Raw genomic sequence first — 16,719 nt, 5'->3', positions numbered from 1 at the left:
ACCACTAAGTCATTTTTTGTCTTAGCCTTCTAATTCCTCTATATCTCTCCAAACTAATTAACTCACGACAAATTAACGGCAATCTATTTTCTAACTCATATAGCCTTACTAAGTCGCCCCAATAACATATATCGTAATCAGTTTTTTTTTACCTGAAAAAGTTTCATTAATAAATTTATATAAATGGAACTTATATTCACTGTAAGAGCCAAGTGTCTTATATTCAGCAGGTAAACGAGACTTCAAGACAATGATATCTTTATTCAAATCAATCAAATTTACATCTTTATGTTTATTATTAACTTTAAGATCTAAGTCAAATCTCAATTGGCTCAACCTTCTAGGTAAGTCATGTTTGATTTCGTAGCACTCAACTGCTGCCATCCATGTAAGGTATTCAAATCCCTCCTGTTTGCCTTCAGTTAGCTCTTGTTCTAACAAGTATTCCCCACTAAAGACATTCAGGTGCTGAACAATGACTTTGTATAAGTGCTTCTCATAATCTTCGGTACTGTTAATTTGCTTATCTTCGGCTCTAGCCTTAAAAAAACTCAGCATTTCTGCTCTCGCTACATCATTTGAAATTTGCATAGTGCTCACCTTTTTTTAGTAAATGAGTTTTTAAATACTGCTATTTGTAAACATTCAGAACATTGAATAAAAATGTGCTGAAAATAAGGTATGCGGAACAAAGTAAAGGATATAACTTAGCAAAACATGTGACGGTCTGTTTTGAATACTCAAAGCAAGTTTATGCATTTCAGCTTCTGATAACTCTTTCCAACTGTATACCTCTGCGATATCAAGTTCGCGTATCTCTTCGGCTCTGTCTTCCCACATTTCATACCACTCTTTCATGCTGAAATATAAAAAAGTCACAAAACTAATAATCACTCCTGATATTTCACTTTCTAATGGAGTTAATGCAAATATAATTAGCCCTATTACCAAGCAGCCATAGCAATAGAAAAAATTAGCAACCCAATGTAACATTGGCGCAAGCTGTAAGTTTGCCTGTGGTATTTTATTGCTACGTCTCTCCATTGCCCCTAGACGTTCCAACGCTTTAACTGTGTAAATTGTTTGAATAACTTTATTCATGCGACTCTCCTGCTTAACCATTAATAACAAATAATTCGATGTGATATGTGACAAATACATAAACATGTCGAATTGATGAGGTCATTATAAGAAGTAGTGGGACATATATTGTCTTAGGTACACAAGTTCATGCTTGGACACAAAAGTAGTGATAGGAAGGTATGAATAATATTCAAAAACACATAACTCAAACAGATATCTGCGGCAAGGATAAGATTACTGTGTGTCCATGAATTAATTAATGATCTAAAATTGTACTGTCAAAACCAATCAATACATTCCTCTAACGTTGCGTTTCGAGTTTCTTTAGAGCGTTTTTTTTGAACAGCTGGGTTAAGACCATCATTTAACAATTGTCGTAACTCTGGTATCTTCTCACCCGCTTGTTTCAATGAAATATCAGGATAACGTCCCGATGCAATACGAGATGGTTTATCATGGTAATGGTAACTATATTGAAAAGTAATGGTACAGAACTCCGAAACACGTACACTTAAACTATCACGGTCAGCTATATCGAAACGTTTGGATTGTTTTTTATTTAATAAAGATTTAATTTTGAATCACTTAGTGCCATTTTTATTACCTTGTAATTTTTATCATGGGTACACAAATGGGACACTTTTATTTATAACGGTAGAAAACACGATGATATCCAATGTTACACAACAACACATACAACAGAGTTAAATAGTTGATTTATATGAACAACAAAGAACGTAACGTTACACAGAGTGACACTATGAACCAGCCAACGATCCTCTGGCACGATTATGAAACCCTATTGAATTTAAAGGGGTAGAGGCAAATATTATTGTTTTGTGTACACTTTAGGGTACTCAATAAATTATTACTTAATCTTTTTTAATATCCGCTCCCAAACTTTAGAGCCTCCAATAACAGCAACAAAAGAATCTACACTAAAGCCTTTTTGATATAACGAACCAGCCTCTCTATCATTTTCGTCATCGCCACATATCTCAGTCATTTCCATTAAAAGACTAGCATCATCGTTTAACGCTATATGTAGTTCTTCAACAGAAACTTTTAAAAAATCATTAAAATATTCATGATCAAACTCCATACACGTATCAGCAATCCAACCAATAACTGTGCAATGTGTATTTTCACCAATTCCTAGTGATGATTTAAAATGATTATCAGTTAATAAAAGGTACTTAACTGCATCAGTTTTACGCTTTATTTGTAAACCTGCTTTCCTTAATGCATTGTTTTTATAACCTATAGCTTCCTTTTGACTATTTCTTCTATAAGTTGATTTCACCTCAATAACGAGTACAAGATCATCTAGCTTACATATCAAGTCTATTTCACCGGGATTTATAGAGTCACATCCGGAAGGCATATAACTAGCTAACACTGTAAAGCCACGTTTCCTAAAAGATTTTGCTAACCGCCCTTCAATTCTAGAAGTTTCATCTTTTAATTCAGGTCTGGTATTTGCAAAACGTCGAAGATTATTAATAGCATTAACACTCGTTAATTGGCATGCCATCATCCATGGTAGTTGCACGCTATAATTACCGATTTTGAAAATTGGACGTTCGGGTAATTCTGGGATTTTTTGATTATCATCACCTTTAAGTTCACAGCTCCATTTTTTAAAGTCAAGTGTCCAAAAATCTAATATAGCTTCAGCTGCTTTTAAGTTTCCATTTGGAAAAACATCAGATATTGTCCAGCCAACTATGTTTTTAGCTTTTTGCTTCCAATTAAGCCAGGTAATTGGGAATCTATTTTTAAACTCACTATTGCTACGATCAAGCAAGCCCCCCATTGCTAACATACCCAAAGCTCCCTGCCATTGCCCTGTGTTTTCATACTCTCTAAAAAACACATCTATATAATCTTTATTATAAAAAGCAATCATCAACTCCAGCGATAACAATGCTTGGAAAACATCAACGCTCATACCATTATCAGTTGATACAGTTTTATCTAAACCGTAGATTTCATTTAACTGTAAAGCAGAGCCAAGGGCTTTGATATAAGCTGTTTGGTTCCATTGGTGATAATCTTTTGATCCAATTTGTTGTTCTGCCATCCCTAAGTTTATAAACTCGTTAAGTCCACGATTAAACCAGTAACCCTCGAGTTGATTGATTTTTATACCGTTTAGCTCCCAAGCTCTATTTCCACTGTCATCTAGAACAGTAAGCTCAAGCTGTGTGCCGTTTAAAGAGTAGCTTTTGTCATCATTAAAACAAAAGGGCACAACACTTCGTAACAAAAACTCATTGAGTTCAACTTGAGCCTGAATTAACTCAGAGAATTGATACAAAAGTGTTTCAGAAACTACTGAACTTTCATCAGATGGAAAGATAATTGGTGATAGATGTATTTTCAGGGATTCGGTAATTCGCCTATCAGTTAGCTTGAAAGACATTGTGTCCGCACTACCAAGCTTCCACTCTACTATTTTCGTCAAAGCATTAAACTTAGCATTTATAGAAATCACTTCACCATCCAAAGAATAATTAGGCTCCACAAAACCTTTAAATGCATATAAACTTGAATAGGTTAATATCTCAAAAATTGATAGCTCTTCAAAAGGCTTTTGACATTCAGCAAGCAAAGTTAGCCTTTGCTTATGAGCCAACTGAAAACTTTCACAGACTTTAATCAACTCAATCAATGCATCTGGCAAACACTTACCTAATTCCGTTATCTCAACCCACTTGTCACTTTTTGGCCTTAATACAACTTCAGATTGTCGTATCCCCTTACAAACAGCTTCTGGTGAAGTTTTAGTAATATGCCTCATCAAGGTAAAGTTAGATGTGTAATTTTGAGTGAAATATAGAGATATTGCGAGGACAAAAGAATCAGAACCTAAAACTTCAATACTGAAATCCCATATGAATTTTGAAGACCAAAATAAATGTGCTTTGTTAACTTTCTTCGCCGTTTTTGCTCTTAGTGGTTTTCCAGCAAGGTATGCATCAATTACTTCCAATGATGCTGCGTCACAACTACAGCCTTCCTCGAGTAAGGATGAATATTTCTGCTCAAAGTAATTTAGTGCATTTTCAGAACTCATATATTGTACCTTATTCACTAATTTCTTTTTTAGTGATAATCGAATCTTAAAGATCCCCCCTTAAGTAAATCACCTCTCACTTTTTATAATTATCTTATCATTGTCAAACAATTATCACATTGTTATCATTAGAAAAGTTCAATACACGCAAAATAAAAGGATTTAAATTGTGACATTTAGCAGTACAGTTGATGACGAATCATTTACCAAAGAAGTAAAACCAGTAGAGCACACAATAAACAGGCCCATAGAGTTAAACAAACATGAAAACAGCTATATTTTTGCAAAGCGCAATGCTTTCTGGATTGCTAATCCCCAAATGCTATACATATTTGGTGCATTACCTAAAAGTAACTTTTATCTTTTAGGTCAAACCTTACTGCTATTAATATCAATTTCAGCATTATTTTTTACCAATTTTTATGCGGTATTTACTTATACAGAAACAGTTGTTGGACTTGGCGATATTTCAGGTCAAACATGGGTGGATCGCTTTTCAGCTTTAATTACTGTTTTCATAATATTTAGAGCTAATAAACACCTAAAAAACAATCTAAAACAAAAGCCTATTAAAGGTTATCAACTGACTATGCTTTCAAACAGTATGATGAAAGCTTTAGTAAACCAGTTAAAACTACTTCTACTAATATTTATAATATCTGCGGCTTATGGTTTACTGAAATATCAAGAAACCTCACAGATGTTTTCTGAAATACGTGATGGAAGCTTTGCTGATAACTTAGGGGTTTTATGTTACCTAATCGGCCTAATCATTACCTATCGCGCTTTTCGTTTTTGTAAAAAGGAGCTAGTGTAATGAGATGTTTTGTTTTATTTCTACTCTTAGTTTGCTCGACAACTGTAAACGCAAAAAAAACATTATTTAAAGAATGTACTCAAAAAGAGGAAAGCATTAGTGCATTTAACCTTATTCTTTTTAATAAAGCTGAACTAATTAACTTAGGTAGTTGTGTTGGAGTAGCCTCTATTAAACATGGATCCCCCCTTGATATTGTTGAGTCGTGCAAAGAGGTGGTTGAAGACAAAGTAAACCTTTTAGGTGTGCTAACACTAAGCAAGGCTGAAGCTATCAAAATTGGCCAATGTTTAGGCGTTATACAGTACATAAATAATAAATACCATAATGAATACACTTATAACAATGGTATATATCAATGCAAAAAAGGCATGACTGCAGTTAAAATCCTAATCAAATTAAGTGATTCAAAAGTGAGTAAAACTATGTTGCGTGATAGCTTATGTCATTAATAAGGGATATAACATATGAAGCCGATCCAATAACAATTAACAGATATGCGAGTGTTTTCTTAAAATCCGATAAACTGTCCGATAAACTGCCCGATAAAATTCATGATTTATTACAAACACTTTTTACTAAACGTGAAGCTAAGTTTCGTCAACACATAATGATGACTGAGAAAGGTTATCACAATGAAAAACACCTACTTAAAAAAGGGGTTTCAGCCATTGTTGGTAACAGCTTAATATTACTGACTCTACTTGAGAGTGCACAGACTAAAAAATTACTTAACTATTACTACGATACAATAAACTCGACGAAAACCCGAAACTTTACCCAGTTTTTTAAAAAACTTGATAACAAGTCCCCTGCATACTTTTTCTGTGGAATTAGTACAGAAGATATAAACAAAGTTAGAGCAAGCTTAATGGATGCTAGTTTTGATTTATTTACTCAAAAATTGCCGCTTCCTATTAGAGACAAAAACTATATTTTGCATTTATTAGCCCAAGATATACCTTGGCAGCAATATTTAAAGACTTACCATGAAGCTGAACAATACTTTTATAATAAAGATATGTTCCGCACAAAAAAAATACTAGTAACACTTAACAGTATCACTGTTATCAAACTTATCCCGGTCGAACTTCTACTCGCTAAAGTAAATGCGGAAATTAAAGAGGCAGAAGAAGCATCCGATTTAATACATGATTTATTAAGTGAAGCGGTAATAAATAAAGCCATTTAGCAATAATTCAAAACTATTTAATATTATTGCTAGGTTGTGCCCGGCACAATTTCATTATGAATCTCGAAGTCACACATAACGTGTAATTGATAGAGGTTCATAATGAAAAACAAAAATGACTTAGTCATAAACTACCATATTACTGAAAAGTGTAATTATACTTGTCAGTTTTGCTATGCCCAATGGAATAAACCAAATGAGCTACATGCTAATGGCAATAAAGCTGAAACTTTATTAGCCTTTTTAGCAAGTTACTTTATAGAAAATTCTAAAAATCGTATTCAACAGCAAATACAATATCAAAACGTGCGCCTAAATTTTGCTGGTGGCGAACCAATGTTATTACAACAACGCTTTGCGAGCTTATTAACAACCGCTAAGAATCTTGGATTCGAATTATCTCTAATCACAAACGGACATTTTTTAACTGATAAATTCATAACACAATACGGGTCCCTATTCTCAATGATAGGGATCAGCTACGACAGTCAATTAACCCTTAGCCAAAAAGAAATTGGTCGTGTAGATCGCAAAGGTGAGTCAATATCGTCCGATAACTTACTTCATAAAGTGACGCTTTTACGTCAAGTAAATCCTAACATTCAAATCAAAATTAATACCGTCGTTAACTCGGTTAATCAGTATGAAGATTTTACTCAATTAATTTCTGCCATTGCCCCTACAAAATGGAAAGTACTCCAAGTACTCCCTGTAGAAAACAATGCATTACAAATAACAAACAAGACCTTTAATAGCTTCTTAAATCGTCATAAAAAAATAGATAATTTTATATCTGCTGAAGATAACAGCTCCATGACCCATTCATATTTGATGATAAACCCTGAAGGAAAGTTTTATCAAAACAAAATCAACAACAATGGCTACAACTACAGTGAAAGTATTATCGAAACAGGTGTAGATGAAGCACTACAACAAGTAGAAATAGACTGGACCGCCTTTTTAAATCGCTATAAAAAGCAGGAGGCTATTTGTGCGTAAAAGAGAAAAAGTAGCCTTCATTATGGAGCAAATTACTCAGGGTACTCATCCTCAAGCTTTAGGAGCAAAAAAAATGAAATGTTGTAAGAACCTATATCGTATACGCATTGGTAAAAATTACCGCTTACTCATCAGCTTTGTTGGGCATAAATGGCAAGCGGTTGATTTGTGTACACGACAAAAATTAAAACACAAACTAAAACAACGAAGGCGGCATTCAAACTTAGTCGCAAAAAATAATTTATAACTTAACAATTTAGGAGACATTCATGTCTAAAAAAATAGCACCAAAAGATAATACAGCTAACCAAACCAACAAGAACAAAGGTTCAAGTGGCACGAATAAACAACACGATCAAAATCAAGGTAACCGTGGAAAACAACTTAACCCTAACAACAAAGGCTAAGAGATAATAAGGCTGGTCTTATTCCTAAGACCAGCCTTAATCCGTCCTACTTATTGGCTTTGACCTTACGCGATTAAGTGCCCTTCATGAAACAAAGCGGCAACAACATTCATTTGGCTATTATGGGCTTTAGGCTCAGCGTTACTAATTACCTTACCCCATAATTCTTTTGTGGTTAGCTTAGGGCTATTTTTTAGCAACTCAGCGGCATCGTTTGCATAAGCTTTATTAGCCTTAGAGCTGGTATAATTGCCAGATTTAACACCTTTAACTTTACCCTCTTCACATAAGCCTAAAAATGAGGAACGCGGACACCCTTTCTTTCTTGAACTTAACTGAGTTGGAAATACAAATGCAGCAGCTTCATCCCATGCGTTACTGGGGGCAATTTCTTTCATGCTGTTAAGTTTATTAACAGCGTTTAAAGCAACTAACCCGTATTTACCATAATTAGACATATTTACTCCATTTAAATCTAATAAATAATGATGACCTCAAAACTATAAGGTATATTTTCATTGTCCAAACGATAGCATGTTAACTTTAAAAGTAATACTCAACAGATTAACTAAACCATTAACTTATAATGACTTTTAAAAGATTCCAAAGGAATGAAAGTGGCAATTTTTGATAACGACGACAGGTCATACTTAACGTTGGTTAATAACTTTCCCCAAAGCTTTGTTGCAAATGTATTACGGGCACTAAACTCTAATTACGTTGCAATTCATAAAACTACCTGTATTACCATAAACGGCACTAAAAAAGACTATACTGAAAATAGCTTTACCAGAAATGACTATATAAAGATTGCCACTCATAATTACCATGAATAATTAGAGTGGGCACAAACTAACAGAATAAAAAGTGAGCCAATTAAAAACTGTGGTATTTGTAAACCACAGTCTAATATCTAAATACCATGACAAATAACGATCTAAATTGCACCTGGCTAACCAGTAAAAAAACACAAAAACTACTGAATATTTCTGGCTGTGAATTAATGCACCTTAGAGAAAACGGTAAACTAACGTTTAGAAAGCAAGGTAATGCCTTTTTTTATCAAATAGATCAAAGTCAAATTGAGCAGAATCTAATAGACATGAACCAAGGTAAATAGCCTACTAATGAAATTTGTTGAATACCGCGAGCAAGTTAAATCACTACAGCACGGAAAAAAGTTACCCACTGCTATTTACCTGCACCGCTCTGCAATTGAATCAGTATTATCAGACACATTGCTAAGTTATATTTTCGACACCATCAATAAACTGAACATTACCGAGCAGTGGAACTTACTAAAGTTATACAAACGTGATTTTAAAATAACCCTGCTCCACTATCCCGACTTTGATGCATACGCCTACCCTGCACTCAATACAAGCATAACAATCGACTTAGAAGAGCTAACTAAACGGAAAGCTAACTACCAAAAATCAGATAACCCACCTATTTTGCATCGTAAAGAGACTTTTGTTTTAGCAAACTATCCGTTAATAGAATCCTTCAAAGCAATAACCATGGAAGGTGAAGCAATTGAGCTATACAAAAACACCAAAACAATAGGTTTTAAACAACAATGGCAAAACCTTATAAACCGTAAAGGTTACCAACTTAATACCGAAGGCAGACTCAAACCTCTGGCAACAATTTCCTCTTCAGCAGATGAGAAAGAGCAAATAGATAATATTGAGCCCAACACCATTGCTAGACACTTAACAGCAATAAACAGAGACAAACTTTCGGCCCCTTTTCAAAGACTCGCACGACATAACCTTTTAGAGGGTGATTACAGCATATTCGATTATGGTTGTGGCAAGGGCGACGATGCTAAGGAGCTTGAAGCGCATGGTTTAAATATCAATAGCTGGGATCCAGTTCACAAACCTGAAGGTAAGAAAATTAATAGCGACATTGTTAATTTAGGCTTTGTATTAAATGTTATTGAAGACGTGAACGAGCGTACACAAACCCTTAAAAATGCATGGCAGCTAAGTGATAAATTACTGGTTGTTTCTGTGATGGTAGCGGGCGCAGCCAAGTTAGAGCAATTTACTCGCTATAAAGATGGGGTGATAACTAAATGGAACACTTTTCAAAAGTATTATAACCAAGCCGAAATTCGATCGTACATTGAACAAGCACTAAAAGCTAAAACGGTTGCTTTAGGTCAAGGCATATTTGCCATTTTCAAAGATAAAACACTCGAAGAAGAATTTTACTTAAATAGACAATATCAAAGTAATGAACAACCTGCTGATACACTTTGGCAGCAATTAACGACTAGACCTTCGCCAACAAAATTACCGTCAAAGGCACAAGGAAAATCACTCTATGAAAAAAATAGTGACCTACTTGATGACTTTTGGAGACAATGCCTAGCATTAGGAAGAATTCCCGCTAACGATGAATTTGAATGCAGCGATAATTTACGTCGCGTAATGGGTAGTCATAAAAAAGCGTTTGAATTAATGGCTGCCAACATGAGCCCTGCGAGCTTCGAACAGGCACAAAAACAGCGGCGCAGCCATGTACTGGTATATTTTGCCCTGAGTTTATTTGAAAAACGTAAAGCAAAATCTCACATGCCTGCCAGATTACAGCGAGATATCAAAGCACTCTTTGAATCATATAACCAAGCCATAGTCCTAGCACAATCACTACTCTTCTCAGTAGGAAATCCAGAAAACATCGCCGATGCTTGTAGACAAACATACCAAGAGTTTAATTGTGGAAAACTAATACACAGTAAGTCATACTCGTTCAACCGAGCTTTACTTAATCAAATGCCTGCCGTAATAAGAGTATATGTTGGTTGCGCCATTCAACTCTATGGTGACATAGACGATATAGATGTGATTAAAGTCCATATTCGTTCAGGTAAAGTTACCCTACTCAAATACGATGATTTTAATAACAAAGCGTTGCCACTACTTACCGAGCGTATTAAAATCCGCCTGCTCGATTTAGATATCGACTTTTTCTTTTATGGTGATGAATACCCTTACCCACCGCTATACGATAAATCAACTTACTCACCAAGTAGCAGCACTGAATATAAAAAACAAAAAACGTTTGAAAACCGAATAACTAAGCAACTTAAAGGGTTACCGCTAGAAGAATTACCTGATTGGGAGCTTTTACAAAAAATATTCCAATACCAAGGAATAGAACTAAAAGGGAACAAGTTTTATAAATTGAACAAGCTTTAACCAAAGTAACGTATAATCATCTATTACTATAAAAAGCACTGGTTTTACTCACAGTTAAACGTTATTATTCCGAATAAATATAACGTTAGTGTTAATATTAACAAACGATATAACGTAATAATTATTACGTACTACACTTAACATAACGTAATACATATATAGGTTGCTAGCATGAATAATACGCATGATTCCGGATATTGTTTCTCATTTCCCGCTGTTAGGGGTACTCAAGCTGGACGTCCATTTTATATTGCGACATGCCCACTACGCACAATCCCCAAAATATTTGTCTTTGATGAAGAAGAAGTGCCGCCAGAGTTAAGAGCTCAACGAACACTTAATAAATCGCGTATACCTGCAATGGTGAAATACCTTGTTGATAATCCTGATGATTATGTTTTTTCAGCATTAACAGTCTCGGTAGACGCTAGTGTGACGTTTGAAGATAGTGGTCTTGAAAACACACCAAATTTAGGTACCTTAAAAGTACCTCTAGATGCCCAAATCCTCATCAACGACGGACAGCATCGACGAAAAGCGATTGAATTAGCCTTAAAAGAAAATCCAGATTTAGGATCAGATAACATCCCTGTACTCTTTTTTGTTGATGAAGGCCAAAAACGAAGTCAGCAAATGTTTGTTGATCTAAATAAATATGCCGTAAAACCGAGTACCTCTTTAGCCGATTGTTACGATAAACGAGACCCAAGCTCAGAAGTTGCCCGTCAACTTTCTTCGAATATTTTACCTTTCAAAGGTTTTACTGAAATGGAAAAATCGAATATCAGTTTAAAAAGCGGTAAATTATTTACATTAAGTGGCATAAAACAAGCGACCCGAGCGCTTATGGGAAAAGGTCCAAAAGAAAGCTATACCGCAGAAGAGTTAGCGTTAGCAAGTGAATTTTGGAGCACAGTTTATAAGTTTACTCCCGAATGGAATATGGTTTGTAATAAAGAGTTGTCGCCCTATCAATTTAGACAAGATTTCATTCATGCACATGGCATAGGCTTACATGCATTAGGGGTTATGGGGCATACGTTATTAACCGAACAACCAGAGCAATGGCAAAATACTCTATCAAAACTAGAAAAAATTGACTGGCGTAAAGCAAATACCGCATTTGCAAGCCGTTGCATTAATCAGCAAGGTCGACTTTCAAAGGCAACAATAAATATTCAACTCATTGCCAACGCTTTAAAAACTGAACTTGGTTTAGTGTTATCTCCAGAAGAACGTGCATTAGAATTACAGGCAAAATAATGAACAATATATTTCAAGCAGACAACTTAGATGACGAGCAACTCGACTATATAAATAACGAGTATTTCTCTGGGTTTAAACGATACAAAAATTGGAAAACTTTACCGCCTAAATTAAAAGAACATTTACCGAAATATATGGCAGATAAAATTTTATTAAAGAGCAAAGTCGAAGCGAACGAATTTAAACTTAAATCATTAATAAGTATTGTTTATTCATTGTTTTCTGAAATAGCTAAAAACGATAAAGTTACTGATAATATTAAAAATTTATCAGAAATCAGTAAAGAGAACTCAGATAATTTACCGTTGAGTAAACAGCAACAAAAAGCTGTGTCGGCATATTTAGAGCTAATTAACGATTCAAAAATTGAATCATTTTTTTCTACAAGCGATATTTATAATAATTTACAGCAGCAGCATCAAAACGCTCTCAATGCTGAGCTGCATTTAAGACAAGCTGAAAACACCTTAAGCCTGTGCGTAAATTTAATAAACCAATATATTGATGACAGTGAAGGATCATTTACTAAAAAAGTAAAAAAAACCACATCTGAAATTGAAAAAGAAGCTTTAGAAAGTAAACTTGATCTCTGTGATGTTAGTGAATACAAAGATGTCAAAGTTGTAAGAAATGCGCAAGAGTGTGAAAAACACCTAGATAAGCTGATATTTCAAAATGGTAAGGTCGCTGATTACGAACCTCATTACAGTCAAAAGTTAATCGATATAGTTCATCGAGTACAATCTGCCTATACATTAGATAATCGCCCTTGGGTAATTGGTTATAGTGGTGGTAAAGATTCATCGGCTGTTGCGACGCTTGTATACCTGTCTGTTTTAGCGTTAAAAAAAGAAAAACGCACTAAAAACATTTACCTCGTTGCATCAGACACCTTAGTAGAAACGCCAAAAGTAGTCGACCATATAGATAATTCATTAGCAGCCATACATAGGCAAGCAAAGCTTGATAAATTACCTATTACCACGCACAAAGTATTACCTGAAGCGAATCAGTCCTTTTGGGCGTGTTTACTGGGTAAAGGTTACCCAGCTCCAACCAAAAGTTTCCGTTGGTGTACAGAGCGCATGAAAATCAATCCTGTGAGTGATTTTATTAAAAGCAAAATATCACAACATGATGAAGTTATTGTAACACTAGGCTCTCGTAGTGAAGAAAGCGCATCTCGTGCACAAGTTATCGCAAAACATAAAATAGAAAACTCACGTTTTGCTCGCCATACCACCTTAGCAAATGCTTATATATATACTCCCATAGATACATGGAGTATGGACGATGTTTGGAAAATACTTAGAGCCTGTAGCCTTGAAGTAACCACATCACCACTGGGTATTGGTAAAAAATGGGCTGATAAATACGACCTCGAATGGCAAAACCCATGGGCGGCTAAAAATCTTACCCTTTGGAACTTATATAAAGATGCTTCTGACCAAGGCGAATGCCCTATGGTTATTGATGATAGCACGCCATCTTGTGGTAACTCTCGCTTTGGATGCTGGACTTGTACGGTAGTAACAAGGGACCGCGCAATGGAGAGTCTTATTCAAAATGGTGAAGGTTGGATGGAGCCGCTTCTTATCTTTAGAAATATATTAGCCAAAACAAATATTATTGCCAAAAAAGATAGATACAGAAATTATAAACGCCGCATTGGCCGAGTTAACTTCCAACGTGCTAAAGATGGCGACGATATAAGTTTGGAACGTGCACATGTGCCTGGCCCTTACTGGTTAAAATATCGTAAACGCTGGCTGAGAAAATTATTAGTGCAAGAAAAGCAGTTTAATGAAGCTGGTCACAAAGTTGAGCTAGTCACAAAACCAGAGCTTCACGCTATTCGTCAAGAGTGGTTAAACGATCCAAATGAACCAGACTGGGATGACTCATTACCAGCAATTTACCGTAGCGTTTATGGAAAAGACTTAAACTGGGTTTATAACGACAACTCAACGTTTGATAAACAAGGTGCTCATATTCTTACCGACTTAGGCCAAGAATATAACGTTGTACCACAAATGGTAATGAAGCTATTAGATCTAGAAATATCAATGGAAGGTCTTAGTCGACGTAGCGGCGTACAAAATAAAGTAGCCACCATCTTAAAACAAGATTGGGGCACGCTAGACGAAATTAAAGAAAAACTACAAGGTCAGCAAACTAAAGCGGGCTATGATGTTTTTCAAGAAGAAATAAGTTCACTCAATGACAAACTATCAACTGTTGAACAGTTATTAAAGAAGGAGTTTTAAGATGATAATCAAAAGCCTTACTCTAAATAACTTCCGTGTATTTAATGGCGTAAACGATATTAGCCTTGCACCAACCTCAGACGATAAATCTATCATTTTATTTGGTGGTTTAAACGGCGCAGGTAAAACATCAATACTTACCGGTGTTCGTGTCGCACTTTATGGTCGTGCAGCGTTTGGTTTTAATATGACCACAACAGAGTACCACGAGCAATTGGCAGCGTTGATTCACAAAGGCAATGGCATGCAGCACAATAATGCCTCCGTTGAATTAGTGTTTACCTATAGCCAACAGGGTGAAGAAAACGAATATAAAGTTATTCGTAGTTGGAAAAAAGGCCAAAAAGACAAATTATCGCTATACAAGAATGAAGTACAAGAAGCTGCATTAGGTTATGAACAATGCCAAGCCTTCTTAAACGAATTAATACCAATTGGTGTTGCTGATTTATTCTTTTTTGATGGTGAAAAAATTGCTGACTTAGCGGAAGATCAATCTGGCGCAGTATTACAAACAGCTGTTCGTCGGTTATTAGGCATTGATGTTATCGAGCGTTTAAAAAATGACTTGAACATTTTTCTAAAACCACATCAAAGCCAGTCTATGCCAGACAAAGTTAAAAAAGAAATAGCTCAGCTAGAGCAACAAAGAAAAGACCGAGAAGAAAGTTACGATACGCTTGTTAATAAAGCTGATGATCTAGTAAACCCAATTAACGCGATTAATAACGACATTCAAAAAGCACAAAACGATGTGATGAGCCTAGGTGGCGCTTGGGCTAAAACAAAATCACAAGAAGAAGCCAAAGTTAAAGAGCTACAACTCACTAAATCTAATCTTGAGTCGAATATTCGTAAAGAAATGGAAAGCGCCCTACCGCTTACCTTGGCAAAAAACACGTTAAGCAGATTACTCAAAACGTTAGACGACGAAGCCGAAAAAAAGCAGAAGCAGGCCTTTATTACTGAGTTTGAAAAATATAAAACACAATTATTAGCAAGTTTATCGGGTGAACCTTCTGCCAAACAAAGTGCTGAAAGCGCGATAAAAGCCTGTTTAAGTAGCTATCAAAAAACAGAAAATTCATTAGAAGGATCAGCATTACAGCTTGACTTATCAGAACGAGAGCGTGGCCAAATTGTTCACCAAATTGAAGTTTTAGCGCCTAAATCACGTAAAGAATTTGAACAACTTAAGTCACAACTTACCAGTATAGAATTTGCCTTAGACGGTGCAGCAATAAATATTGCTCGTGCGCCTGATGAGTCTCGTGTTGCTGATAAACTTAAAGACATAGCAGATTTAAACGAAGCTAAAACAAAAGCAATATTAGCGCGTAATAATAAGCTCACTGACGCGAAGTCTGAAATAGAAAAGGCTGTTGAGTTAGCTAAAAACATTCAGAAAATTCACGACAAATATAAAACAGCCAGTAATGTATCTGAAGCAGTAACCAATGCACAGAATACCAATTCATTACTTGAAAAATTTGCTAAAGAGTTAACTGAAATTAGAGTTAAACAACTTGAGTCTGAATTTATAAAAAGCTATCAAAAACTTGCCCGTAAAGATGACTTAGAAATTTCAGCACGTATAAACACCACAACGTTTGATGTTGAATTAATAGACGAACATAAAAATACCATTAACCGTAAAGAGCTTTCTGCCGGCGAAAAGCAAATATACGCTATTGCTATTTTAGAGGCGCTAGGTAAAACATCGGGTCGTAAGCTGCCTATCATTATTGATACACCATTAGGCCGCTTAGATTCGCATCACAGAGACAAATTGATAGAACGATACTTCCCTGATGCTAGCCATCAAGTAATTATTCTTTCAACCGATACTGAAGTTGATGAAAACTACTTTACCCAAGGTAAATTTGCTGACAGCATATCTCACGCTTTTGAGATTCAATTTAACGGTGAAACTAAAGCATCTAAATTAGCTGAAGGCTATTTTTGGGAAACTCAACAAAGTGATACACCTAAAAACACAGAAAACTACGTGGAGGCTGTCTAATGTTACCTAATCGTATGCAACTAACTAAAACCGTTGAAGAGCAACTTAAGCGGCTAAAAAGTAATACTGATATTACGCCTAATGTATCAGCTCGAATCGCCTTTTTCCGCTCAGTTGAGTCAGGCTTTACTTTCACTGAAAGTGATGAGAAGAAGCTTGATGGTTCTTTAGTTTTAGATAAAATCACTTGGCTCGGCGAAACCCAGTTAATTACCGAGCAAGTGTTGAAATTAAAGTACCCTGAGCTGGAAGGTAAAGCCCTGCAATCAGCTTGGGCTGCGCATGTAGAGGATGGTATTGCTGCGTTAAGGAATCATAAATCGCTCTCCGAATTTTCTAAAAGCCTCATATAAACGAAATATCGTATGCAAAAT

17 protein-coding genes are annotated in these 16,719 nt (G+C 35.5%); 12 read left to right on the top strand and 5 right to left on the bottom strand.

Annotated elements, in window-relative coordinates:
• Nucleotides 1-108: 108 nt before the first annotated feature.
• The 4 genes from H4J56_RS08800 to H4J56_RS08785 form a co-directional block, all read right to left on the bottom strand.
• A complete protein-coding gene (locus H4J56_RS08800) occupies nt 109-591 on the bottom strand; it encodes a hypothetical protein (protein WP_182251689.1) in 483 nt (160 codons plus the stop codon).
• A 54-nt stretch (nt 592-645) separates the two neighbouring features.
• Nucleotides 646-1,101 carry a hypothetical protein gene (locus H4J56_RS08795; RefSeq protein WP_182216355.1) on the bottom strand — a complete coding sequence of 152 codons (456 nt, stop codon included), beginning with the start codon at nt 1,099-1,101 and terminating at the stop codon, nt 646-648.
• Nucleotides 1,102-1,361: 260 nt separating this feature from the next.
• Complete coding sequence (locus H4J56_RS19995) at nt 1,362-1,658, bottom strand: Arm DNA-binding domain-containing protein (RefSeq protein ID WP_182216431.1); 297 nt, start codon at nt 1,656-1,658, stop codon at nt 1,362-1,364.
• Between the two features lie 293 nt (nt 1,659-1,951).
• Nucleotides 1,952-4,162 carry a hypothetical protein gene (locus H4J56_RS08785; protein WP_182259203.1) on the bottom strand — a complete coding sequence of 737 codons (2,211 nt, stop codon included), beginning with the start codon at nt 4,160-4,162 and terminating at the stop codon, nt 1,952-1,954.
• Between the two features lie 169 nt (nt 4,163-4,331).
• On the opposite strand from H4J56_RS08785, the gene H4J56_RS08780 reads away from it, so the two are divergent.
• The 6 genes from H4J56_RS08780 (at nt 4,332) to H4J56_RS08755 (ending at nt 7,577) form a co-directional block, all read left to right on the top strand.
• Nucleotides 4,332-4,979 carry a hypothetical protein gene (locus H4J56_RS08780; RefSeq protein WP_182259202.1) on the top strand — a complete coding sequence of 216 codons (648 nt, stop codon included), beginning with the start codon at nt 4,332-4,334 and terminating at the stop codon, nt 4,977-4,979.
• Nucleotides 4,979-5,431, top strand: a complete 453-nt coding sequence (locus tag H4J56_RS08775; protein ID WP_182259201.1) for a hypothetical protein — start codon at nt 4,979-4,981, stop codon at nt 5,429-5,431. Before H4J56_RS08780 ends, H4J56_RS08775 begins: the two co-directional genes overlap by 1 nt.
• Complete coding sequence (locus H4J56_RS08770; protein WP_182259200.1) at nt 5,422-6,171, top strand: hypothetical protein; 750 nt, start codon at nt 5,422-5,424, stop codon at nt 6,169-6,171. Before H4J56_RS08775 ends, H4J56_RS08770 begins: the two co-directional genes overlap by 10 nt.
• A gap of 102 nt (nt 6,172-6,273) precedes the next feature.
• Nucleotides 6,274-7,170: a viperin family antiviral radical SAM protein gene (locus H4J56_RS08765; RefSeq protein ID WP_182259199.1), complete on the top strand. Its 897-nt coding sequence runs from the start codon at nt 6,274-6,276 to the stop codon at nt 7,168-7,170.
• Complete coding sequence (locus H4J56_RS08760) at nt 7,163-7,417, top strand: hypothetical protein (protein ID WP_182259198.1); 255 nt, start codon at nt 7,163-7,165, stop codon at nt 7,415-7,417. Before H4J56_RS08765 ends, H4J56_RS08760 begins: the two co-directional genes overlap by 8 nt.
• Before the next feature lie 22 nt (nt 7,418-7,439).
• The gene (locus H4J56_RS08755) at nt 7,440-7,577 is read left to right on the top strand and encodes a hypothetical protein (RefSeq protein WP_182259197.1); all 138 of its coding nucleotides are present in this window, start codon (nt 7,440-7,442) and stop codon (nt 7,575-7,577) included.
• Between the two features lie 65 nt (nt 7,578-7,642).
• Here H4J56_RS08755 and H4J56_RS08750 read toward each other — a convergent pair whose 3' ends face one another.
• Nucleotides 7,643-8,035: a DUF6979 family protein gene (locus H4J56_RS08750; protein ID WP_182259196.1), complete on the bottom strand. Its 393-nt coding sequence runs from the start codon at nt 8,033-8,035 to the stop codon at nt 7,643-7,645.
• Between the two features lie 464 nt (nt 8,036-8,499).
• On the opposite strand from H4J56_RS08750, the gene H4J56_RS08745 reads away from it, so the two are divergent.
• From H4J56_RS08745 to dndE, 6 genes are all read left to right on the top strand, one after another.
• The gene (locus H4J56_RS08745; protein WP_182259195.1) at nt 8,500-8,697 is read left to right on the top strand and encodes a hypothetical protein; all 198 of its coding nucleotides are present in this window, start codon (nt 8,500-8,502) and stop codon (nt 8,695-8,697) included.
• Between the two features lie 7 nt (nt 8,698-8,704).
• Nucleotides 8,705-10,789: a DNA phosphorothioation-associated putative methyltransferase gene (locus H4J56_RS08740; protein WP_182259194.1), complete on the top strand. Its 2,085-nt coding sequence runs from the start codon at nt 8,705-8,707 to the stop codon at nt 10,787-10,789.
• A 171-nt stretch (nt 10,790-10,960) separates the two neighbouring features.
• Nucleotides 10,961-12,052: a DNA sulfur modification protein DndB gene (gene dndB / locus H4J56_RS08735; protein ID WP_182259193.1), complete on the top strand. Its 1,092-nt coding sequence runs from the start codon at nt 10,961-10,963 to the stop codon at nt 12,050-12,052.
• Nucleotides 12,052-14,322, top strand: coding sequence for a DNA phosphorothioation system sulfurtransferase DndC (locus H4J56_RS08730; protein ID WP_259368176.1), 2,271 nt, complete (start codon nt 12,052-12,054; stop codon nt 14,320-14,322). The genes dndB and H4J56_RS08730 overlap by 1 nt, the downstream gene beginning before the upstream one ends.
• A 1-nt stretch (nt 14,323) precedes the next feature.
• Entirely contained in the window at nt 14,324-16,345 is a 2,022-nt protein-coding gene (dndD, locus tag H4J56_RS08725) for a DNA sulfur modification protein DndD (protein ID WP_182259192.1), read from the top strand.
• Nucleotides 16,345-16,698 carry a DNA sulfur modification protein DndE gene (dndE, locus tag H4J56_RS08720; protein ID WP_182259191.1) on the top strand — a complete coding sequence of 118 codons (354 nt, stop codon included), beginning with the start codon at nt 16,345-16,347 and terminating at the stop codon, nt 16,696-16,698. Before dndD ends, dndE begins: the two co-directional genes overlap by 1 nt.
• Nucleotides 16,699-16,719 lie beyond the last annotated feature (21 nt).

Origin of the sequence: Colwellia sp. BRX8-4, assembly GCF_014077345.1 — a bacterium.
Classification (GTDB): Bacteria; Pseudomonadota; Gammaproteobacteria; order Enterobacterales; family Alteromonadaceae; genus Colwellia_A.
Note: the sequence above shows the minus strand (reverse complement) of the source record. Positions and strands in the feature narration are given on the sequence as shown.